Annotated in this window: 19 protein-coding genes; 10 read left to right on the forward strand and 9 right to left on the reverse strand. The window is 70.1% G+C overall.

The window, feature by feature from the left end; all coding sequences use genetic code 11:
* Positions 1-34 precede the first annotated feature (34 nt).
* On the reverse strand, positions 35-1,459 hold the full coding sequence (locus ABD355_RS09225) for an MFS transporter (RefSeq protein ID WP_344399649.1): 1,425 nt from the start codon (positions 1,457-1,459) through the stop codon (positions 35-37).
* Between the two features lie 344 nt (positions 1,460-1,803).
* On the opposite strand from ABD355_RS09225, the gene ABD355_RS09230 reads away from it, so the two are divergent.
* The 3 genes from ABD355_RS09230 to ABD355_RS09240 all read left to right on the forward strand — a co-directional run bounded on the left by ABD355_RS09230 (position 1,804) and on the right by ABD355_RS09240 (position 7,123).
* Positions 1,804-2,730: a DUF3027 domain-containing protein gene (locus ABD355_RS09230; protein WP_344399650.1), complete on the forward strand. Its 927-nt coding sequence runs from the start codon at positions 1,804-1,806 to the stop codon at positions 2,728-2,730.
* A 174-nt stretch (positions 2,731-2,904) separates the two neighbouring features.
* Positions 2,905-6,060, forward strand: a complete 3,156-nt coding sequence (locus ABD355_RS09235; protein WP_344399651.1) for a sacsin N-terminal ATP-binding-like domain-containing protein — start codon at positions 2,905-2,907, stop codon at positions 6,058-6,060.
* A 133-nt stretch (positions 6,061-6,193) separates the two neighbouring features.
* Positions 6,194-7,123, forward strand: coding sequence for a hypothetical protein (locus ABD355_RS09240; RefSeq protein ID WP_344399652.1), 930 nt, complete (start codon positions 6,194-6,196; stop codon positions 7,121-7,123).
* Between the two features lie 13 nt (positions 7,124-7,136).
* Here the strand turns inward: ABD355_RS09240 and ABD355_RS09245 are convergent, their stop codons facing one another.
* Positions 7,137-9,530 carry an HAD-IC family P-type ATPase gene (locus ABD355_RS09245; protein WP_344399653.1) on the reverse strand — a complete coding sequence of 798 codons (2,394 nt, stop codon included), beginning with the start codon at positions 9,528-9,530 and terminating at the stop codon, positions 7,137-7,139.
* Positions 9,531-9,746: 216 nt separating this feature from the next.
* Complete coding sequence (locus ABD355_RS09250) at positions 9,747-10,025, reverse strand: DUF2530 domain-containing protein (protein ID WP_344399654.1); 279 nt, start codon at positions 10,023-10,025, stop codon at positions 9,747-9,749.
* A gap of 111 nt (positions 10,026-10,136) precedes the next feature.
* On the opposite strand from ABD355_RS09250, the gene ABD355_RS09255 reads away from it, so the two are divergent.
* A complete protein-coding gene (locus ABD355_RS09255) occupies positions 10,137-11,588 on the forward strand; it encodes an NCS2 family permease (RefSeq protein ID WP_344399656.1) in 1,452 nt (483 codons plus the stop codon).
* Here the strand turns inward: ABD355_RS09255 and ABD355_RS09260 are convergent.
* A complete protein-coding gene (locus ABD355_RS09260) occupies positions 11,581-11,763 on the reverse strand; it encodes a ribbon-helix-helix protein, CopG family (protein ID WP_115907461.1) in 183 nt (60 codons plus the stop codon). The genes ABD355_RS09255 and ABD355_RS09260 overlap by 8 nt on opposite strands.
* A gap of 154 nt (positions 11,764-11,917) precedes the next feature.
* Between ABD355_RS09260 and ABD355_RS09265 the strand changes: the two genes are divergently transcribed.
* Entirely contained in the window at positions 11,918-12,355 is a 438-nt protein-coding gene (locus ABD355_RS09265; RefSeq protein WP_030941110.1) for a MarR family winged helix-turn-helix transcriptional regulator, read from the forward strand.
* A 148-nt stretch (positions 12,356-12,503) separates the two neighbouring features.
* Positions 12,504-13,862, forward strand: a complete 1,359-nt coding sequence (locus ABD355_RS09270) for an MFS transporter (protein ID WP_344399657.1) — start codon at positions 12,504-12,506, stop codon at positions 13,860-13,862.
* 14 nt (positions 13,863-13,876) lie between these two features.
* Here the strand turns inward: ABD355_RS09270 and ABD355_RS09275 are convergent, their stop codons facing one another.
* Positions 13,877-14,464 (reverse strand): Uma2 family endonuclease, encoded by a 588-nt coding sequence (locus ABD355_RS09275; protein WP_344399658.1) that lies wholly within the window; start codon positions 14,462-14,464, stop codon positions 13,877-13,879.
* A gap of 115 nt (positions 14,465-14,579) precedes the next feature.
* On the opposite strand from ABD355_RS09275, the gene thpR reads away from it, so the two are divergent.
* The gene (gene thpR / locus ABD355_RS09280) at positions 14,580-15,152 is read left to right on the forward strand and encodes an RNA 2',3'-cyclic phosphodiesterase (protein WP_344399659.1); all 573 of its coding nucleotides are present in this window, start codon (positions 14,580-14,582) and stop codon (positions 15,150-15,152) included.
* A gap of 207 nt (positions 15,153-15,359) precedes the next feature.
* On the opposite strand, the gene ABD355_RS09285 is transcribed toward thpR, so the two are convergent.
* The gene (locus tag ABD355_RS09285; RefSeq protein ID WP_344399660.1) at positions 15,360-16,352 is read right to left on the reverse strand and encodes an aldo/keto reductase; all 993 of its coding nucleotides are present in this window, start codon (positions 16,350-16,352) and stop codon (positions 15,360-15,362) included.
* Between the two features lie 280 nt (positions 16,353-16,632).
* Between ABD355_RS09285 and ABD355_RS09290 the strand changes: the two genes are divergently transcribed.
* Positions 16,633-16,836, forward strand: coding sequence for a hypothetical protein (locus ABD355_RS09290; protein WP_344399661.1), 204 nt, complete (start codon positions 16,633-16,635; stop codon positions 16,834-16,836).
* 15 nt (positions 16,837-16,851) lie between these two features.
* A complete protein-coding gene (locus ABD355_RS09295; protein ID WP_344399662.1) occupies positions 16,852-17,724 on the forward strand; it encodes a DUF2637 domain-containing protein in 873 nt (290 codons plus the stop codon).
* Between the two features lie 6 nt (positions 17,725-17,730).
* On the opposite strand, the gene ABD355_RS09300 is transcribed toward ABD355_RS09295, so the two are convergent.
* The 3 genes from ABD355_RS09300 to ABD355_RS09310 form a co-directional block, all read right to left on the reverse strand.
* Complete coding sequence (locus tag ABD355_RS09300; RefSeq protein ID WP_344399663.1) at positions 17,731-18,336, reverse strand: DinB family protein; 606 nt, start codon at positions 18,334-18,336, stop codon at positions 17,731-17,733.
* Between the two features lie 80 nt (positions 18,337-18,416).
* Positions 18,417-19,001 (reverse strand): Uma2 family endonuclease, encoded by a 585-nt coding sequence (locus ABD355_RS09305; protein WP_344399664.1) that lies wholly within the window; start codon positions 18,999-19,001, stop codon positions 18,417-18,419.
* A gap of 103 nt (positions 19,002-19,104) precedes the next feature.
* Positions 19,105-19,779 (reverse strand): SGNH/GDSL hydrolase family protein, encoded by a 675-nt coding sequence (locus tag ABD355_RS09310; protein ID WP_344399665.1) that lies wholly within the window; start codon positions 19,777-19,779, stop codon positions 19,105-19,107.
* Between the two features lie 141 nt (positions 19,780-19,920).
* Between ABD355_RS09310 and ABD355_RS09315 the strand changes: the two genes are divergently transcribed.
* A complete protein-coding gene (locus ABD355_RS09315; RefSeq protein WP_344399666.1) occupies positions 19,921-20,904 on the forward strand; it encodes a WD40 repeat domain-containing protein in 984 nt (327 codons plus the stop codon).
* Positions 20,905-20,999: the final 95 nt, after the last annotated feature.

Consider the following 20,999-nt stretch of genomic DNA (forward strand, 5'->3'; position numbering starts at 1 on the left):
GCTCTCTTTACCTGGGGGGCGGCGTGCCTGTGTGTTACGCCACGCGAGGCTTCGACACGCCCCCGTGCCGGGCCGAGCCGAGCAGCCCGCGGACCGTGGTGAGCCAGCCCAGGGCGATCACCGCGGCGGCCAGGGACAGCCCCGCCGCGCCGTTCAGCGGCATCACGATCCCGATCGCGCCGCCCAGCACCCAGGCCATCTGCAGCATGGTCTCGGAACGCGCGAACGCCGAGGGGCGCACCGTCTCCGGCACGTCCCGCTGGATCAGCGCGTCCAGTGCCAGCTTGGCCAGGGCCTGCGAGAACCCGGCGAACGCGGCGAGACACGCCACCAGGAACGCGCCGAAGAAGATCGCCGCCGTGATCGCCACGCCGAGCACGATCGGCAGCACCGTGACGACGATGATCTCCGGCGCCCGCTGCCGCAGCCACGCCCCGACCGCCGTACCGAGCGCGTTGCCCGCGCCCGCCGAGACGGCCACCAGGCCCAGCGACACCGCCGCGCTCTCGCCGGTCAGCGGATGCTCGCGCAGCAGGAAGGCGAGGAAGAAGGTCAGGAACCCGGACAGCCAGCGCAGGGCCGCGTTGGCGCCGAGGGCGTGGGTGACCGCGATACCGACGGTCCTCAGGCCCGGCTTCTTGACCGGTTTGATGTGCGGCCCGTGCAGATGCTGCTCGTCCGCCGCCAGCAGCGCTGTGTCCTCACCCTTGGCCGAGTCCACCTTCGGCGCCAGGGAGAAGGACAGGAACATGCCCCAGATGTAGATCACGAAGGCGCCGTACAGCGGCCAGCGCGGACCGATGGCGTGCAGCCCCGCCCCGATCGGCGCCGCGACACCCGTGGCGAGAAGACCGCCGAGCGTCACCCGGGAGTTCGCCTTCACCAGGGAGAACTTGGGCGGCAGCAACCGGGGCACGACCGCGCTTCTGACCACCCCGTAAGCCTTCGAGGCGACCAGCACGCCCAGCGCGGCCGGATACAGCTCCAGGCTGCCGCCGGCGACGGCCCCGGCGATGATCAGGGCCAGCAGCGCCCGGGCGAGCATCGAGCCCGCCATCGCCGCGCGGCGGCCGTGCGGCAGCCGGTCCAGGAGCGGGCCGACCACGGGTGCGAGGACGGTGAAGGGCGCCATGGTGATGGCGAGGTAGAGCGCGACACGCCCCCGTGCCTCGTCGGTCGGCACGGAGAAGAAGACGGTGGAGGCGAGTGCGACGGTGACCATGACGTCACCGGCACCGTTCACCGCGTGCAGTTCGATCAGCTTGCCGAGGCCCGACTCACCGGCGCCGTGCGCATGCGTGGCCTTTCTGATCCCGCGGGCCGTTCCGGTCACCGGGAAGTGCAGCGCACGGCCGATCGCGCGGACGGACCCGACGAACCGGCCCGAACCGCCACCACGACTGCTGCCCCTTATCCCACCGACCCTGGTGGCTCCTTGGGGCGTCCTTGCGGCTGCCACTCCGTCATAGTGCCCCGAGAAACCTGTGTGTAGTGCGGTTACCGCGCGTATGGGCGCGTAGTTCCTCTGCTTTTCCCAGGTGCATGCCAGATAGTTGCCGGGCCGGCGGGGGGAAACCTCCCGTCGGTGTAGGCCGAGCGGTCGGGAGAAGGTAGCGTGCGTAGCGCGTCGTGGCGAACGTTCTCGGCCGCGCGCCTCTCGGACATCCCGCAGAATGGATGCATGAGGTGCGCCCGAGTGCGATCGGGCGCGGACGTCGACGCGGTCCCCCGGTCCGCTCCGTCCGCACCCACCGCCTTCAGGCCGGCGCACCCGAGTGACGGCGTAGGAGAGAAGCGATACCTGTGAGCGCAGCGACAACGCGAAGCCGCACCCCCGACCGCCTGTGCGCCGAGGCCGTCGACCTCGCCCGCGCCGCCGCCGAGGAGGCCGCCGCACCAGGCGTGGTCGGCGAGCATGTGGGGCTGGAGTCCGAGGGCGACCGCGTTGTCACGCACTTCTTCGAGTGCAAGGAACTCGGGTACCGCGGCTGGCGCTGGGCCGTGACGGTCGCCCGCGCCTCCCGCGCCAAGTTGGTCACCCTGGACGAGGTCGTCCTGCTGCCCGGCCCGGACGCGCTGCTCGCCCCGGAGTGGGTGCCGTGGAGCGAACGCCTGCGGCCCGGCGACATGGGCCCCGGTGATCTGCTCCCGACGGACGCCGAGGACCTGCGCCTGGAGCCCGGCTACTCCGGCGAGGAGGAGCCCGTGCCGAGCTCGGCCGTCTCCGAGGAGATGGCGGAGCTGGTGGAGGCGGAGGACGCGGAGGTCACCGCGGCCGCACCCGCGAACCTCCCGGTCGCCCCGACCCGGGGCTCCATCGCCGCCGTCGCCGAAGAACTCGGCATGCGCCGCGCCCGGGTCCTGTCCCGCTACGGCCTGCATGTCGCCGCGGACCGCTGGGAGGAGTCGTACGGCGCCAAGACGCCGATGGCGCAGGCGGCACCGGCGTCCTGCGTGAGCTGCGGCTTCCTGCAGCCGATCGGCGGTTCCCTGGGCCAGGCCTTCGGCGTCTGCGCCAACGAGTTCTCCCCGGCCGACGGCCGCGTGGTGTCCTTGGCCTACGGCTGCGGGGGCCACTCGGAGGCCGCGGTCATGCCGAAGCCCCCGCAGCCGGCACCTCCGGTGATCGACGAGACCCGGGTGGACCCGTTCCCCCTGCGGCCCGCCCCGGACTCGGGGTCCGTACCGGCCGTCTCCGACGGGGAAGCGGCGGACCTGGGTCACTCGTAAGCCTCCACCGCTTCGGGCTGGGACGGGCTACGCCAGATCCAGCCCCTCCGGCGTTTGAGGAGCAGGGGTCCGGGGGCCGGCCCCCGGGACGGGACGGGTAGGGGCGGCGGGGGCGAAGAACAACTCGCGGTACCTTCGAGCTCACGCCGATGAGGGCCGATGAGGAGAGCCAACGTGAGCAAGTTCGTGCGGCCCGCACCAGAGGGCGCGGACCCCTTCGGAACCGCCCGCCTCAGGCGAGGCGTACTCGACGCCTGGGCCACCAGCCCCGCCCGCTTCCGCGAGGACGCCAACGCCGAGGAGGACCTCGTCCTCGGCGGCTACCGCGACCGCCTCGTCGTGGAGCTCGCCCAGAACGCCGCCGACGCCGCAGCCCGCGCAGCCGTCCCCGGCCGCCTCCGCCTCACCCTCCGCGACGGCGTCCTCGTCGCCGCCAACACCGGCGCGCCCCTGGACGCAACAGGCGTCGAGTCGCTCTCCACCCTCCGCGCCTCCGCCAAACGCGACGCCCACGACACGGCAGTCGGCCGCTTCGGCGTCGGTTTCGCCGCCGTACTCGCCGTCACCGACGAACCCGCCCTGGTCGGCCGCCACGGCGGCGTCCGCTGGTCCCTCGCCGAGGCCCGGGAAATCGCCGCCGACACGGCACGGCACAGCCCGGGCCTGGGCGACGAGATCCGCCGCCGGGACGGCCACGTCCCGCTCCTGCGGCTCCCCTTCGCCGCCCAGGGCACCGCCCCGGACCCGTACGACACCGCCGTCATCCTCCCGCTGCGCGACACCGCCGCCACCGACCTCGCCGAACGCCTCCTGGGCGCCGTCGACGACGCCCTGCTCCTCGCCCTCCCGGGCCTCGAAGAGGTCGTCGTCGAGATCAACGGCGGCAGCCCCCGCACCCTCAGCCGCCGCACCAACGGCTCCTTCACCGTCGTGGACGACTCCCGGGGCGGCACCACCCACTGGCGTACGTCCTCCGCGCACGGTCCCCTCACCCCCGACCTGCTCGCCGACCGCCCCGTGGAGGAGCGCCTCCGGCCGCACTGGTCCCTCACCTGGGCCGTGCCCGTCAACGCCACCGACAGCTCCCCGGCCCGCCCCCGCACCAGCGCCGTCGTCCACGCCCCCACCCCCAGCGACGAACCCCTCGGCGTCCCCGCCCTGCTCATCGCCTCCTTCCCCCTCGACACCACCCGCCGGCACGCGGCACCCGGCCCCCTCACCGACTTCCTCGTGCAGCGCGCGGCGGACGCGTACGCCGAACTCCTCGCCGACTGGCGCCCGGTGACCGGGGGCATCATCGACCTCGTCCCCGGCCCGCTCGGCAAGGGCGAGCTGGACGGCGCACTGCGCCAGGCGATCCTCGAACGCCTCCCGCGGACTGAGTTTCTCCCGCCCGCCGCCGAACCCGGCAAGGACCACGATCACGATCACGAGCACGAGCACGACTCCGACCTCCCGGAGTCCCTGCGCCCCCGCGACGCCGAGATCGTCGAAGGCGCGGGCCACGACACGGTGCAGGTCCTCGCGGAGGTGCTCCCGACCCTCCTGCCCGCCGGGCTCGAACGGCGCGTGGAACTGCGCACCTTGGGCGTCGCCCGCGTCCCGCTCACCGACGCGATCGACCGCCTCGCCGGTCTCGAGAAGGAGCCCGGCTGGTGGCGGCGGCTCTACGACAGCCTCGCCGGCGTCGACCCGGACCGCCTCTCCGGACTCCCCGTGCCGCTCGCCGACGGACGTACCACCATCGGCCCCCGCCAGGTGCTCCTGCCCACCGCCGACGCCGCCCGCATCGACCCCGAGGTGCTCGCCCGGCTCGGCCTGAAGGTCGCCCACCCGGACGCGGCCCACCCCCTCCTGGAGAAGCTCGGCGCCCTCCCCGCGACGCCCCGCGCCGTCCTCACCACCCCGCAGGTACGGGCCGCCGTGGCCGCCTCCCTCGACGACGAGGGCGGCCTCGACTGGGAGCAGGACGCGCCCGGCGCCGAGGAGCTGGCCGACACGGTGCTCGCGCTCGTACGGGACGCCGGTCTGGAGCCGGGCGACGAGCCGTGGCTCGGCGCCCTCGCCCTGCCCGACGAGGACGGCGAACTCGCCCCCGCCGGTGAACTCGTCCTTCCCGGCAGCCCCTTCCATCAGGTGATGCGGGCGGACGAACTCGCCACCGTCGACGCCGAGCTGGCCGACAAGTGGGGCGAACAACCACTGGCCGCCTGCGGTGTCCTCGCCAACTTCGCGCTCGTACGGGCCACGGACGTGGTGCTGGACCCCGACGAACTGGAGCCGCGCGAAGGCGACTACGCCGAACCCGACGACGCGGGGCTGCTGGACGCCGTGGACGTGTGGAGCGAGGACGTCCTCGACCGCTTCCCGGACACCCCCGTACCGCCGGTCGCCACCGAACTGGTCGCCGTACGGGACCTGGACCTGGTCGACGACGACAAGTGGCCGCAGGCCCTCGCCCTGCTCGCCCAGCCGCCCCTGCGCGACGCCCTCACCCAGCCGGTACGGATCCTGCTCCCCGACGGCACGCACGAGGTCGTACGGCCCTACACGGCCTGGTGGCTGCGCGGCCACCCGGTCCTCGACGGCCGCCGCCCGGCAGGCCTGCTGGCGTCCGGCGGCGACCCCCTCCTGCGAGGCCTGTACGACGAGGCCGACGCGACCGGCTTCGACGACGAGCAGGTGCTGCGGGCGCTCGGCGTACGGACGTCGGTGTCGGCCCTGCTCGACGAGCCGGGCGGCGCCGCGGAACTCCTGGACCGCCTCGCGGACCCGGAGCGTGAGGTCACGGGGGCCCAACTGCACGCTCTCTACGGCGCGTTGGCCGACCTGGACCCCGAGCAGGTGACCCTGCCGGACGAGCTGCGGGCCGTGGTCGACGGCCGGATCGAGGTCGTGGACGCCGCCGACGCCGTGGTCGTCGACTCCCCGGACCTGCTGCCCTTCACCGAGGGTGTCCCCCTCCTGCCGGTACGTCCGGCCCGGGCCGCCGAACTGGCCGAACTGTTCCAGGTGCGGCGCCTGAGCGAATCCGTGACGGGCGAAGTCACCTCCGAGGGCACCGAACACGACGTACCGGACGCGGTACGGGTCCTGCTGGGCGCCGGTACCCCCGCTACGTACGTCGAGCACGAGGAACTCGTCGTCGACGGCGTCGAGTTGGACTGGCGCCTGACGGCGGACGGAGTCCTGCACGCGGCCACCCTGGAGGGCGTCGCCGCCGGCCTCGCCTGGGCGGCGGGCCAGTGGCCCCGCCGCTTCGAGGTGGCGGCCCTGCTGGAGGACCCGTCGCGGACGGAGGAGCTGGCGCGGGACCGGTGGTTCGACTGACGGTCACGACCCGTCTGGGATGTGCAATCCCCGTAAAGAAATCCTCCTCGGCCGTACAACCTTGCACAACCGCCACGGATCTGATCACGCGAGCCAACAGGCTCCCCGATCACTTTCTCCACTTGGGGAACACATGCGCATACGTGCCACCGTGGCCGCCGTCTCCGGCGCCCTGGCCATCTCCACCTTCGCCCTGCCGGCCGCGCACGCCGCAGACTCCGCCGACTCGTTCCGGGCGGACGTCGCGAAGGTTCTGCAGGCCGCCCACGCGGCCTCCGGTAAGACCGCGTTCAGCTCGTCCGCGGACGCTGAGCCCCAGCCGTACCCGCTGGACGCCACCTTCTCCAACTTCAAGATCGCCAAGGCGATCAAGGTCGGCACGACCGCCGACGTCTCCACCAAGGTCACCTACACCATGACCCACGGCGCAGATGTCGACATCACGGCCGACGACTTCCTGACCGCCCCCTTCATCTACCGGGGCGACTTCGACAACCTGGACACGCCCGCGCTGTTCGGCGACAACCCGGCCACCTGCACCGCCACCTCGGCCACCATCGCCACCTGCACGGGCCTCATCACCGCTCACCCGGGCCAGGGCGAACTCAGCAACTCCGAAGCCGGAACCTGGAAGGGCGCGGCCCTGGCCATCGCCTTCAACGGGCAGGACCCGACCAGCGACACCTTCGACATCACCAAGGTCGGATACACAGAGAAGGGCGACCTCGGCAGCACCCTCGTCCAGCGCAACTCCAGGCTGACGGTCAACGCCACCCCGGAGCCGGTGAACAAGGGCAAGACCATCACCGTGGTCGGCAAGCTCTCCCGCGCCAACTGGGAGGACAACAAGTACCACGGCTACAGCACCCAGCCGGTGCAGCTGCAGTTCCGCAAGAAGGGCTCCAGCACCTACACCACGCTGAAGACCATCAAGACGAGCACCACGGGTGACCTGAAGACGACGACCACGGCCACGGTCGACGGCTACTACCGCTACGCCTTCGCGGGCACCTCGACGACCCCGGCGGTCAACGCCACGGGCGACTTCGTCGACGTGCAGTAGGCATCCGCACCCGCTAGGCGGGAACGCGGCGGTCGACCCACTTCCACAGCAGCTCCAGGGCGACCGCCGCCACCGCCGCGATGCCGACCGCGACCCACGGCATCGTCTCGCCGACCAGCTTCAGCGCGAAGAAGTGCTGGAGCTTCGGCACGATCAGCACGAAGAGGAACGCCACGCCCATCGAGGCCACCAGGGCGATCCGCCACCAGGTGTAGGGGCGGGCGATGATCGCCAGGACCCACATGGAGATCAGGAACAGGGTCAGCGTGGCGGCGCTGGTCTCCGCATCCAACTGGCCCGGCCCGGTGTAGTAGTGGCGGGCGATCAGATACGTCACGAAGGTCGCCACCGCGGCCAGCACCCCGCCCGGGATCGAGTACCGCATCACCCGCCGTACGAAGTGGGGCTTCGCCCGTTCCTTGTTGGGCGCCAGGGCGAGGAAGAAGGCCGGGACGCCGATCGTCAGGGTCGACAGCAGCGTCAGGTGGCGCGGCAGGAACGGGTACTCCACCTGCCAGCACACCACCAGCACCGCCAGCAGCACCGAGTAGACCGTCTTCACCAGGAACAGGGTCGCCACCCGGGTGATGTTGCCGATGACCCGCCGGCCCTCCGCGACCACCGACGGCAGCGTCGCGAAGCTGTTGTTCAGCAGCACGATCTGCGCGACCGCCCGGGTGGCCTCGGAACCCGAGCCCATGGACACGCCGATGTCGGCGTCCTTGAGGGCGAGTACGTCGTTCACGCCGTCGCCGGTCATCGCGACCGTGTGGCCGCGGGACTGCAGGGCGCCCACCATGTCCCGCTTCTGCTGCGGAGTGACCCGTCCGAACACCGTGCCCTTGTCGAGCGACTTCGCCATCTCCTCCTGCTCGGAGGGCAGGTGCCGGGCGTCCACGGTCGTGCCGGTCAGGCCCAGCTTGGCGGCCACCGCGCCGACCGAGACGGCGTTGTCGCCGGAGATCACCTTGGCGCGGACGTCCTGGTCGGCGAAGTAGCGCAGGGTGTCCGCCGCGTCGGGGCGCAGCCGCTGTTCGAGGACGACGAGGGCGGCGGGCCTCGCCCCGTTCGCGGGCTCGGGATCGTCCAGCTCGCGGCCGGCCCGGGCGAGCAGCAGCACCCGTAGACCCTGCTCGTTGAGCCGCCCGGTCTCCTTGAGGGCCGGATCGCCGGCGGCCAGCAGCACGTCGGGCGCCCCCAGCAGCCAGGTACTCGACTCGCCGTTGCCCTCGCTGAAGGTGGCACCGCTGTACTTGCGGGCGGAGGAAAAGGGCAGGGACTCCGTGCAGCGCCAGTCCTCGACGTCCGGGTAGGCGTCGATGATCGCCTGCAGCGAGGCGTTCGGCCGCGGGTCGGACTCGCCGAGGGCGCCGAGGACCTTGCGTACGTACGACTCGTCGGTGCCCTGCAGCGGCCTGAGTTCGGTGACGTCCATGCCGCCCTCGGTGAGGGTGCCGGTCTTGTCGAGGCAGACGGTGTCGATGCGGGCGAGGCCCTCGATGGCGGGCAGCTCCTGCACCAGGCACTGTTTTCGGCCAAGTCGTATGACGCCTATCGCGAAGGCGACCGACGTCAGCAGCACCAGCCCCTCCGGGACCATCGGGACGATGCCGCCCACCGTCCGCGCGACCGAGTCCTTGAAGCCGTGCTGTTTGACCACCAGCTGGCTGATGACCAGGCCGATCGCGGTCGGGATCATCATCCAGGTCACGTATTTGAGGATCGTCGAGATACCGGTGCGCAGCTCGGAGTGGACCAGGGTGAAGCGGGATGCCTCCTCGGCGAGCTGGGCGGCGTAGGCCTCGCGGCCCACCTTGGTGGCCTTGAAGGCACCGCCGCCGGCCACCACGAAGCTGCCCGACATCACCTGGTCCCCGGGCTTCTTGACCACCGGGTCGGCTTCGCCGGTGAGCAGCGACTCGTCGATCTCCAACCCGTCGGCCTCGACGCACACCCCGTCGACCACGGCCTTGTCCCCCGGCCCGATCTCGATCAGGTCGTCAAGGACGAGCTCCGAGGTGCTGATCGAGGCCGCCATCCCGTCCCGCCGCACCGTGGGCCGCGCCTCACCGATCACCGCGAGCGAGTCCAGGGTCTTCTTCGCCCGCCACTCCTGGATGATGCCGATGCCGGTGTTGGCGATGATCACGTACCCGAACAGGCTGTCCTGGAACGGCGCGACGAACAGCATGATCAGCCAGAGCACACCGATGATCGCGTTGAACCGCGTGAAGACGTTCGCCCGGACGATCTCGCCCATCGACCGGCTGCTGCGCACCGGAACGTCATTGACCTGCCCCCGCGCAACCCGCTCGGCCACCTCGGCCGCGGTCAGCCCCCGCGCCGGCACCGGAACGGGAACAGGGTGCACAGGGTCGAGCTCCGCGCCCGCGTCGATGTGCGTCATGCATTCGACGGTACGTGTGGATTTACCCCTTCACCCGCCGAGCACCCGGAAGATCCGACCTGGGGATGAGCGAACTAGTGCGGTGGTTGTACGCGCACTTCTCGGCGCCGGTCGGCATCTTCAGCCCGTCCGGCGTTTGAGGACGAGGCCGTTCAGGCCGAAAGCGGGGGTCTGGGGGCGGCAGCCCCCAGCGGGGCCCCGCACCACCGCCGGGTGCTACTCGGCCGACGTCGCCCGTTCCGTCGCCCCCGTTGCGGCCGCCCGCTTGATCGCGGCGTCCCGCTTCCTGACGAACCACACGCCGTACAGCCCGAGCACACCCCCGGTCAGGCACGTCCACAGCCACCACAGATGCCCGTGGTCGTCGAACCAGCCGTAGAAGGGAAGCTGCACCAGGAAGAGGACGAACCAGAGGATCGTGCCGCCGGTGATGGTGGCGACCACGGGGCCCTCAAGGGGCTCCGGCGCCTCGTGCTGGGGGGTCCACTTCGCCATGCGCACAGCTTACGAGGCGGACGGGTCTACGCGCGGAGATAGCGCCCTCGGACTCATATGTTCATACTGAAACCGTTTGCGCTAGTCCACTTCTGCTCGTAGGAATCTCCAATGTCCACCTCGGCTCCCGCCAAGGTCCCCACCCCCGAACAGTCGGGGAAGGCGCCCGTCTCCGGCGCTCTCGACCGCTACTTCAAGATCTCCGAGCGGGGCAGCACCCTGCCGCGTGAGATCCGCGGCGGCTTCGCCACCTTCTTCGCGATGGCCTACATCATCGTGCTGAACCCGATCATCCTGGGCAGCGCGAAGGACATGTACGGGCACCAGCTCGACAACGGCCAGCTGGTCACGGCGACGGCCGTGACGGCGGCGTTCACGACCCTCCTCATGGGCGTCGTCGGCAACGTGCCGATCGCGCTCGCCGCGGGGCTCGGTGTGAACTCGGTCGTCGCGCTCCAGCTCGCTCCCCGGATGGCCTGGCCGGACGCCATGGGCATGGTGGTCCTGGCCGGCTTCATCGTGATGCTGCTGGTCGCCACCGGACTGCGCGAGCGCGTCATGAACGCGGTGCCCTACAGCCTGCGCAAGGCGATCTCCATCGGCATCGGCCTGTTCATCATGCTGATCGGCCTGGTCGACTCGGGCTTCGTCTCCCGGATCCCGGACGTCGCCCAGACCACCGTCCCGCTCCAGCTCGGCAGCACCGGACACCTCAACGGCTGGCCCGTCCTGGTCTTCATCCTGGGCGCCCTGCTCACCCTCGCGCTCATCGTGCGCAAGGTCTCCGGCGCGATCCTGATCTCGATCGTGACGATGACGGTCCTCGCGCTGATCATCAACGCCGTCGCGAAGATCCCGACCTGGGGCCTCACGACGCCCAAGTGGCCCGGCAACCCGGTGGCCACCCCGGACTTCGGTCTGATCGGAAAGGTCAGCCTGTTCGGCGGCTTCTCCCACGTCGGTGTGCTGACCGGCATCCTGTTCGTCTTCACCGTGCTGCTGTCGTGCTTCTTCGACGCGATGGGAACGATCATGGGCGTCAGCGACGAGGCCAAGCTGACCGACGCCCAGGGCTATATGCCGGGCATCAACAAGGTCCTGTTCATCGACGGCCTCGCGGTCGCGACCGGCGGCGCCAGCTCCTCCTCGGCCACCACCGCGTTCGTGGAGTCCACTGCGGGCGTCGGCGAAGGCGCCCGTACGGGCTTCGCGAACGTCGTCACCGGCGGTCTGTTCGCCATCGCCCTGTTCCTGACCCCGGTCGCCACGATGGTCCCGTCCCAGGCGGCCACCCCGGCCCTGCTCGCGGTGGGCTTCCTGATCCTGGCCGGCTCCGTCAAGGAGATCGACTGGGCCGACTACACCATCGCCATCCCCGCCTTCGTGACGATGGTGATGATGCCGTTCACCTACTCCATCACCAACGGCATCGGCATGGGCTTCATCACCTTCGCGGTACTGCGTCTCGCGGCCGGCCGGGGCCGGGAGGTCCCGGTGGCGATGTATGTCGTCGCGGCGGTGTTCGGCTTCTACTACCTGATGCCCGCGCTCGGTCTCACGTGACGCCGTAGAACCTCTCGGTCTCCTCCACGGCGGACTGGAAGCGCTCGTCGAAGTCATCCCGAATGAGCGTCCGGACGACATAGTCCTGGACGCTCATTCCTCTTTTGGCGGCGTGGTGCCGGAGCCGTTCGAGCAGCTCTCCGTCTATCCGCAGGCTGAGCACACTGGTCCCCATGGCTACGAGGGTCGCGGCACCGTTCGGCGCGGTGTGTCACGTTCCGCGTCACGATCACCCATATGAGTGATGTTCCGGTTCAGTGGCGCGTGTCACGGGCATTCGGCGCGTCGCGCCTGGTCTTTAGCGAGAGTAATGAGTTACGCTAAAGAACATGTCGGACCTCAGCCATGGCGACGATGCTGCCGCCGTGAACTCCCTGCGATCAGCTGTCATGCGGCTGTCCCGTCGGCTCAAGCACCAGCGGGTCGACGAGTCGCTCAGCCCCACCGAGATGTCGGTGCTGGGCACCCTCTCCAACTGCGGTAGCGCCACGCCGGGCGAACTCGCCCGCAAGGAGCACGTGCAGCCGCCGTCGATGACCCGCATCGTCGCGCTGCTCGAGGCCAAGGGCCTGGTCCGGCTGGAGCCACACCCCGAGGACCGGCGCCAGAAGGTCGTCACCAAGACCGAACAGGCCGAGGCCATGCTCGCGGAGAGCCGCGCCAAGCGGAACGCGTTCCTGGCCAACCTGGTCGACGGCCTCGACGAGGACGAGTGGGCGAAACTGCGCGCCGCCGCCCCCGTGCTGGAGAAGCTCGCACACCTGTAAGCCACACCACGCGAGTGAGCCGAAGGGGCGCGCCGGTGTCGAGCGGCCGAGCGCGCGGAGGCCCGAAAAGTTGAGCACGGTCGGCCGCTCGACACCGGCTGAATGCGCCCCGGAGGCGAACGAGCCAACAAAGAGGAGGCGAACCCTTTTGAGTACGGGACCCGGAGCAGCTTCCGCCCCCGCACCGACACCTACTACCCCCGCTTCACCCCCGCCTTCCCGCAAGTCCTCGATGTTCAGCTCGCTGAAGGTCAGGAACTACCGCCTGTTCTTCATGGGCCAGGTCGTCTCCAACATAGGCACCTGGATGCAGCGCATCGCCCAGGACTGGCTGGTCCTGAGCCTCACCGGCTCCGCCACGGCCGTCGGCGTCACGACGGCCCTGCAGTTCCTGCCGATGCTCTTCCTCGGCCTCTACGGCGGAGTCCTCGTCGACCGCCTGCCCAGGCGCGGCACGCTGCTCGTCACCCAGACCTCGATGGCCGTCACCGGTGTCGCACTCGCCGCGCTGACCCTCTCCGGTCACGTCCAGGTCTGGCACGTCTACCTCGCCGCCTTCGCCGTGGGCCTCGCCACGGTCGTCGACAACCCGGCCCGGCAGTCCTTCGTCTCCGAGATGGTCGGCCCGGACCAGCTGCAGAACGCGGTCAGCCTCAACTCCGCCAACTTCCAGTCCGCCCGTCTGGTCGGCCCCGCCGTGGCCGGCCTGATGATCACCGGTGTGGGCACCGGCTGGGCGTTCCTCTTCAACGGTCTGTCCTTCGTCGCCCCGCTCGCAGGCCTGCTGCTGATGCGGGCGCGCGAGCTGCACGTCGTCGAGCGGGCACCGCGCGGAAAGGGCCAGCTGCGGGAGGGACTGCACTATGTCGCCGGGCGCCCCGACCTGATCTGGACCATCGTCCTGGTCGGGTTCATCGGCACCTTCGGCTTCAACTTCCCGGTCTATCTCTCGGCCTTCGCGGACGACGTCTTCCACGCGGGCGCCGGCTCCTACAGCGCCTTCAACACCGTGATGGCGGTCGGCTCCCTGGCAGGCGCACTCCTGGCCGCGCGGCGCGGTACGGCCCGGATGCGGGTGATGATCGGGGCGGCGGCGGCCTTCGGTGCCCTGGAACTGGTGGCCGCGACCGCCCCCTCCCTCTGGCTGTTCGCCCTGCTGATGGCCCCGATCGGCATGTTCGGCATGACCATCAACGTCACCGCCAACACCAGCATCCAGATGGCCACCGACCCCGCCATGCGCGGCCGGGTCATGGCCCTCTACATGATGGTCTTCCTCGGCGGATCCCCGATCGGCGCACCCATCGCGGGCTGGGTCACGGACTCGTACGGCGTCCGGGCGGGCCTGGCCGTGGGCGGCGCGATCTCCGCGGCGGCGGCCGTCACCATCGGCTTGATCCTGGCCAGGGTCGGCGGCCTGCGGCTGTCGGTGGGCTGGAACCACGGCCATCCGGTCGTGCGGTTCGTACCGCGGGAGCGGCGGGAGGAGCTGGCGGCCGCGGCGTAGGAAGAACGTCGGGCTCAGTCGCGGGGGAACTCGTCGGTCTTGAGGACGAGGCCCACCGGGGTGCCGGTCAGGTCGATGTCTTCCCCGAAGGGGAAGCTGACCTCGCTGTGGTACTTGCCGTCCTTCGGCAGGGTGTGCAGGTGCCACTCGCCGGCGTACGGGTCCACGATCAGGTAGAGCGGTACTTCTGCTGCGGCGTAGGTGTCCTTCTTGGGGCCGTAGTCGTTGCCCGCCGTGTCCTTGGAGATGACCTCGGCCACGAATTCGACGTCCTGATAGCGCCAGCGGCCCCTGCTGTCCTTGACCGACCGGTCGGCCATCGCCGCCAGGTCGCAGGCGAAGCCGTTCAGATGCCCGGGGAAGTCGATCCGCACGTCCGATGCCAACCGCTTGCGGGGGTACTTGGCGCGCAACTGCTCCGCGATACCGAAGATGATCTCCCAGTGGTTCTGCCGCTGCGGTGACATGAAGATGTTCCCCCCGACGATCTCGATCTTCGTACCCTCGGGGATGGGCATCTTCTCGAGCCACTCGAACAGAACGTCCAGCGTCAGCTCGCCGCACTCCTCGGCCATCTCGATCCTGTCGTCAAGGACGGTCATCGTGGCGCTCCTCCCCGGCTGCCGCTCGGTCACGGACAGCCGCGCAGTACAACGATACGCACGGTGACCAGGACACGGGGGGAGCGAACGCGCGTCCGACAGCGAGACTGGCCTCATGAGACTCTTCGCCGCCGTGCTGCCTCCCGAGGGGGTCGTCGATGAACTCGCCGCCGAGGTGGCCGAGTTGAAGGAGCTGCCGGACGCGGGGGCGCTTCGCTGGACGGCGCGGGAAGGGTGGCACTTCACGCTCGCCTTCTACGGGGAGGTCGACGACGGCCTCGTACCGGAGCTGTCGGCCCGGCTGGAGCGGGCGGCACGACGATCCGAGCCCTTCGCGCTGGCCCTGCGGGGCGGTGGCCAGTTCGGGCACGGGCGGGCCCTGTGGGTGGGGGCGGAGGGGGAGCTGCCGGCCCTGCGGCTGCTCGCCGACCGTGCCGAGGCCGCGGCGCGGAAGGCGGGGGTGGAGATGGGGGAGCACCGGCGGTACAAGGCGCACCTCACGGTGGCGCGGAGCCGGGACGCGGTGGACGTACGGCCGTATGTCGCCGCGCTCGGGGAGTTCACCGGCCGTACCTGGACGGTGGGGGAGCTGGTGCTGGTGCGGAGCAGGCTGCCGAGGTCCGGGGTGCCGGGGGAGCAGCCGCGTTATGAGGCGGTCGCCCGTTGGGCGCTCGGGGGTGCCGGTTAGGCTCGGGTACGTGGACCCGAAGACCCGGAACCGGATCATGGCCGGTGCGCTTGTTCTCTTGTTCGTTGTCGTTGCCCTGGCCGCCGTGCTCGGTAGGTAGCGGCGGGGAACTGCGCGTTCGTCGCCGGGTGCGGGCCGTATGTGGCTGGTCGCGCCCACGCGGCGGAGCCGCATATCGAATGCAGCCCCGCCGCCCCTAAAGGCGCGCTACCACGCGAAGGCCTCCGGGGACGGGCCAGGCCCCGGGAAGACCTCGTCCAGGCCGGTCAAAAGCTCCTCGCTCAGTTCCAGCTCCGCCGCCCTGATCGCCGACTCCAGCTGTTCCGCCGTGCGCGGGCCCACGATCGGGCCGGTGACACCGGGGCGGGTCAGGAGCCAGGCCAGGGCGGCCTCACCCGGTTCCACGCCGTGCTTGTCGAGCAGGTCCTCGTACGCCTGGATCTGCGCGCGGATGGTGGTGTTGGCGAGGGCGTCCGCGGCCCGGCCGCTCGCCCGACGGCCGCCCTCGACCTCCTTCTTGATCACACCGCCGAGCAGGCCGCCGTGCAGCGGTGACCAGGGGATGACCCCGAGGCCGTACTCCTGCGCGGCCGGAATGACCTCCATCTCGGCGCGGCGCTCGGCCAGGTTGTAGAGGCACTGCTCGCTGACGAGGCCGATGGTGCCGCCGCGGCGGGCGGCGATCTCGTTGGCCTGGGCGATCTTGTAGCCGGGGAAGTTCGAGGACCCGACGTAGAGGATCTTGCCCTGCTGCACCAGGACGTCGATCGCCTGCCAGATCTCCTCGAAGGGGGTGCGGCGGTCGACGTGGTGGAACTGGTAGACGTCGATGTGGTCGGTCTGCAGCCGCTTCAGGCTGGCGTCGACCGCGCGCCGGATGTTCAGCGCGGAGAGCTTGTCGTGGTTGGGCCAGGTCTCGCCGTCGGCGGCCATGTTGCCGTACACCTTGGTGGCGAGGACGACCTTGTCGCGGTGGGCCGCGCTCTTGGCGAACCAGTTGCCGATGATCTCTTCCGTACGGCCCTTGTTCTCGCCCCAGCCGTACACGTTGGCGGTGTCGAAGAAGTTGATGCCGGCGTCCAGCGCCGCGTCCATGATCGCGTGGCTGTCGGCCTCGTCGGTCTGCGGTCCGAAGTTCATGGTGCCGAGGACCAGTCGGCTGACCTTGAGTCCCGTGCGTCCGAGCTGCGTGTACTTCATGACCACCTAGCCAACGGCTTGGAGTGCGCTCTACGCAAGGGATTCCCCAGAAAATGATCTATCCCTGCAAATGATCTTCGCTGTGCGAGAAGAATTCAAAAGACAAACTGCTGGATGAAAAACGCTCTAGTCGATGTTTTCGTCGAATTGGCCTCACTCGTTTGCCGCGCATCCGGAGGAGGGGACGCGGCGTTAGCGGAATATGGCGAAAGCAAGGTTCCTTAACCCGTACCGTTCCGGAGCGACCGCGGAGGATCTGCCCCCCGCCCGTGCGGTGACAGTGGGGCGCTACACCTTCACGCCCGCCGCGGCGTACTCGGCGGCCGACGCGTGCGGCACCTTGCACGGGGACGGTGCGCGGATCGAACTGCAGGTCACCGGGACCCTCTTCAGCGAGTTCCTGGGAATCCTGGACACGGCTCAGGAGGAACTCGGGCGGCGGTGGAACGATCAGGGACGGTCCGGCTGCCACGCGGTTACATGACGGGGGCGGACCTCTATGAACGACGAATACCTGGATCTTTCCTTCACCCCGCACGAACGGTATCCCGGTGACTACCCCACCGGGCTGGCCACCGGCCGCCACCGGGGTCCCGCAGAGGACATGTACGCCACCGGCCCCCTGGTGGAGGGCTGGGACCCGGTCGAGGAACTCACGTCCCTCCTGCAGAACGCCGTGACGGCGGAGCAGGCGGGCACCGTTTCGCCCCCGCCTCGCCGCGAGCCGACGCCGCAGCCCGACCTCGACTTCACGGGCGAGTCGATGGACAACCTGGCGAGGATCACCGCCGAGTTGCCCCCCATCCGGCGCCGTACCGTCCGGCACCGGAAAGTGCGGTTCCGGCTGCGCTTCCGCTTCGGGTGGCTGCAGACCGTCAGCTTTCTGATCGCCGCGCTCGCCGCCGTGATCGTTTCGATGGTGAGCGTGTTCGGCGGCATGGTGGCCTACGCACCTCTGCGGCATGTCGCGTCGGCCACGCAGGGCGGAATACTGACCTGGTGGCCGCTTCTGGTCTACGGCCCCTGGATGGTGGCCTCGCTCTCCATCCTGCGCAGCGCCCTTCACCAACGCAGGGCCGTGCACTCCTGGTTCGTCGTTCTGCTCTTCTCCTTCCTTGCGATGTCACTCTGCGTGGCCGAGGCCGACAGGAGTTTCACCGGTGTCGCCGCGGCGGCCCTGCCGACGCTCGCGTCCCTGGCCTGCTTCCAGCAACTGGTCCGCCAGATCACGCTGACCCGGCCGCCCCGCAGAAACATCTCCCGCCACCGTCATCGCCAGACGCCCGCAAGCGCGAAATCCCCCGCCTCCAAGAGCGGTTCGACCACGTCGAAGCCGCGCCCCAGCGGTGGCGGCACGGCGTCCCGAAGCTGACCGGGATCAGGCCGGCTTCCGGTCGGCCTCCCGCGCCGCACGCTCCACCCGGTCCAGGTGGTTCTCCCACCAGGCCGCGTCGTCCGACGGCATGCTGTCGTTGCCCTGGTTCATCCCCACCGCGCCGTCCGTGAGTTCGCGGAGGATGTCGGCGTGGCCGGCATGCCGGTGCGTGTCGGCGATCACGCGCACCACGGCGTGATGCAACGTCACCTGGTCCCTGCCCTCGGGCCACCAGGGCACCCTGCCGAGGGTGCCCAGCGGCAGCGCGTCGATCGTCGCGTCCGCGTGCGCCCACACGCTGCGGTAGAGGTCCACGATGTACCCGCGGGACTCGTCGGCGGTGGCCCACATGTCCGCGTTGGGTTCACCGCCCGCGGCCATCCAGGGCAGCGGTCCGCCGGACAGCGGCCGCCCGAAGGTGTCGCCGAGGTAGCCCAGCTCCACGCCGGTCGCGTGCTTCACCAGGCCCAGGAGGTTGGTGCCGGTCGGTGTGCGTGGGCGGCGGATGTCGTACTCCGAGAGCCCTTCGAGCTTCCAGAGCAGGGCATCGCGGGCGGACTGCAGATAGAAGTGAAGGTCGGCCTTGGCGTCAGGGGCTGGGGAGGTCATGGGGGCAGTCTGCCGCCGGCGCGATCTTTGGGCACGGGCTTTTCCCGGCGGCTTTCCGCCGCCTGGGGGAGCCGCCGGGTTCAGTCGCGGGGGAACTCTTCGGTCTTGAGGGTGAGGTCGACGAGGGTGGTGGTCATGTCGACATCGCCGCCGAAGGCGACGGACAGCTCGACGACGTATTCGCCGTCCTTCGGCTGGGTGTAGAGGTGGCACTTGCCCTGATAGGGGTCGGCGATGAGGTAGACGGGGACCTCGGCGACGGCGTAGGCGGTCCTCTTGGGGCCGTAGTCGTTCGGGGCCGTGCCCTTCGAGATGACCTCGGCGACGAACTCGACGTCCTCGCAGCTCCACAGCCCCTTGTCGTTCTTCTCGGCGCCCTCGGCGACAAGAGTCACGTCGGATGCGAAGCCGTTGAGGTGGCCCGGATAGTCGACGCGGACGTCCGACTTCACGCGCTTGCGCGGGTACTTGGTGCGCAGTTGCTCGTAGATGTCGGCGATGATTTCCCAGTGCGTGTCCCGCTGCGGCGACATGAAGATGGCCCCCTCGACGATCTCGACCTTGTAGCCCTCGGGGGTGGTCCGCTCAAGCGACTCGAACAGGCTGTCCAGAGTCAGCTCGCCGCTGTGTTCAGCCATCTCGATCCTGTCTTCAAGGACGGTCATCGTGGCGCTCCTCCCCGGCTGCCCCACCGACGAGCGCAGCCGCGCAGTACCACGATACGCACGGTGACCAGGACACGTGGGGGATGCCGAACCTTCGTATGGCTCAGCCCTCGTAGGGCTCCCCGACGCCCCACGCCTGATACATCGCGTCCGCGAACGCCCCCGCGATCTTCCGCTCGCCGCTCGCGTTCGGGTGCGTGCCGTCGTAGGTGTCGAGACGGATGTCGTACGACGGCGGGGGAGAGGCCAGCAGGAGCGGGGAGCGGGATTCGTCCAGGTCGGCGACCGCCTTGGCCAGGAGTTCGTTGAAGCGGGTCACCTGCGCGGCGAAGGGGGCGTCCGCGGTGGCGCGGACGTTCGGGATCACCGGCAGGACGACCAGGCGGACGCGCGGGTTGGCCGAGCGGGCCGCCGCCACGAAGCGGTGCACGTTCTCCGCCGTCTGTTCCGCGTTCGTGTAGAAGCCCAGGTCGATCAGGCCGAGGGAGACCAGCAGGACATCCGCCTCGCAGGAGTGCACCGCCTCCCCGATCAGCGGCGCCATGTGCAGCCAGCCCTCGCCCCACCCCGCCAGATGGGCGCGCGGGAAGTCGGGATCGGCGTACTCGTACGACACCGGCGCGTCCGCCGCCTTGTCGTACAGCGTCTCGCGCGGGCCGACCAGGGCGAACGGGCCGCCGTACGTCTCGCGCAGGTGCTCCCACATCCGGTAACGCCATGTGTGCTCGCCCGCGCTTCCGATCGTCATGGAGTCGCCGACCGGCATGAACCTAAGCATCCGCTCATGATGGACGATCGGGGAGGGATCAGGGAGGGACCAATGGGACGCGTGGGATGTGAGGCCTGCCACGCGCGCCTCCCCGTCGCCCCTCCCCGTCACCCGTCGGTGAACACCGGGCCGGGATGGCAGGCTTGGGCCATGCGCCGACCGTTCGCTCTCCTCGCCGGGGTCCTTCTCGTGGGCGCCTTCGCCGCGCCCGCATCCGCCGCAGACGGCGACGGCAACGGTGACCAGGGGTTCACCATCAAGGACTCGCGTATCGCCGAGTCCAGCGGGCTGGCCGCCTCCCGCCTGCACCCCGGCATCTACTGGACCCACAACGACAGCGGCGACGGCCCGTACATCTACGCCGTCGACAGCGGCACCGGGAAGACGGTCGCCCGCGTCACCCTCAGCGGCATCGGCGCCCCCCGCGACACCGAGGCCATCTCCATCGGCCCCGGCAACCAGATCTATGTCGGCGACATCGGCGACAACCTCGGCGGCAAGTGGCCGTATGTGTGGATCTACCGGCTGCCCGAGCCGAAGAAACTGGTCGACCAGACGGTGCGGGCGACGCAGTACGTGGTCAAGTACACGGACGGGGCGCGCAACGCCGAGTCGCTCGTCATCGATCCGAAGACCGGGCGCGCCTACATCATCGACAAGAACGAGAACGGCGGGCACCTGTACGAGGGGCCGGCCAAGCTCTCCACCTCCGGGACGAACTACTTCAAGCCCGTCGCCACCGTCGACCTCTGGGCCACCGACGCCGCCATCTCCCCGGACGACAAGCAGCTCGCCGTGCGCGGCTACTTCGGCGGGATCTACTACGACTGGAACGGCGGCAGGATCAAACGCAAGGGGCGCCTGAACGTTCCGCTGCAGGGGCAGGGCGAGTCCATCACCTACACCGTCGACGGCTCGAAACTCATGTACGGCAGCGAGGGCGCCGACAGCTCCGTGCAGGCGCAGGACGTGCCGGGCGGGGGCGGGGGTTCGAAGTCGTCCTCCGGGGGCGCGAGTTCGAGTGCCTCGGGCGGGAGCGGTGGCGGTATGGGCGGCAACCTCAAGGTCGGCGCGCTCGCCGTCGCCGTAGCGGCGGCGGTGGTCTTCGGAATCCGGCGGCTGCTGCGCCGCTGACTGACGCCGTAGTCCTTGACGTGTCCATGTGGCGTGGCTTCCATGGAGGTGCCGGGTTGTGGGAGCGCTCCCACTCGTTCCGGGCCCGTGCCTCC

Origin of the sequence: Streptomyces longisporus (assembly GCF_039532765.1) — a bacterium.
In the GTDB taxonomy this organism is placed as follows: domain Bacteria; phylum Actinomycetota; class Actinomycetes; order Streptomycetales; family Streptomycetaceae; genus Streptomyces; species Streptomyces longisporus.

Excerpts from the sequence above, each read along its gene's own strand:
- ABD355_RS09240 (WP_344399652.1), top strand. The coding sequence starts at position 6,194 with ATGCGCATACGTGCCACCGTGGCCGCCGTCTCCGGCGCCCTGGCCATC.
- ABD355_RS09245 (WP_344399653.1), bottom strand. The coding sequence starts at position 9,530 with ATGACGCACATCGACGCGGGCGCGGAGCTCGACCCTGTGCACCCTGTT.
- ABD355_RS09250 (WP_344399654.1), bottom strand. The coding sequence starts at position 10,025 with ATGGCGAAGTGGACCCCCCAGCACGAGGCGCCGGAGCCCCTTGAGGGC.
- ABD355_RS09255 (WP_344399656.1), top strand. The coding sequence starts at position 10,137 with ATGTCCACCTCGGCTCCCGCCAAGGTCCCCACCCCCGAACAGTCGGGG.
- ABD355_RS09260 (WP_115907461.1), bottom strand. The coding sequence starts at position 11,763 with ATGGGGACCAGTGTGCTCAGCCTGCGGATAGACGGAGAGCTGCTCGAA.
- ABD355_RS09265 (WP_030941110.1), top strand. The coding sequence starts at position 11,918 with ATGTCGGACCTCAGCCATGGCGACGATGCTGCCGCCGTGAACTCCCTG.
- ABD355_RS09275 (WP_344399658.1), bottom strand. The coding sequence starts at position 14,464 with ATGACCGTCCTTGACGACAGGATCGAGATGGCCGAGGAGTGCGGCGAG.
- thpR (WP_344399659.1), top strand. The coding sequence starts at position 14,580 with ATGAGACTCTTCGCCGCCGTGCTGCCTCCCGAGGGGGTCGTCGATGAA.
- ABD355_RS09285 (WP_344399660.1), bottom strand. The coding sequence starts at position 16,352 with ATGAAGTACACGCAGCTCGGACGCACGGGACTCAAGGTCAGCCGACTG.
- ABD355_RS09295 (WP_344399662.1), top strand. The coding sequence starts at position 16,852 with ATGAACGACGAATACCTGGATCTTTCCTTCACCCCGCACGAACGGTAT.
- ABD355_RS09300 (WP_344399663.1), bottom strand. The coding sequence starts at position 18,336 with ATGACCTCCCCAGCCCCTGACGCCAAGGCCGACCTTCACTTCTATCTG.
- ABD355_RS09305 (WP_344399664.1), bottom strand. The coding sequence starts at position 19,001 with ATGACCGTCCTTGAAGACAGGATCGAGATGGCTGAACACAGCGGCGAG.
- ABD355_RS09310 (WP_344399665.1), bottom strand. The coding sequence starts at position 19,779 with ATGCTTAGGTTCATGCCGGTCGGCGACTCCATGACGATCGGAAGCGCG.
- ABD355_RS09315 (WP_344399666.1), top strand. The coding sequence starts at position 19,921 with ATGCGCCGACCGTTCGCTCTCCTCGCCGGGGTCCTTCTCGTGGGCGCC.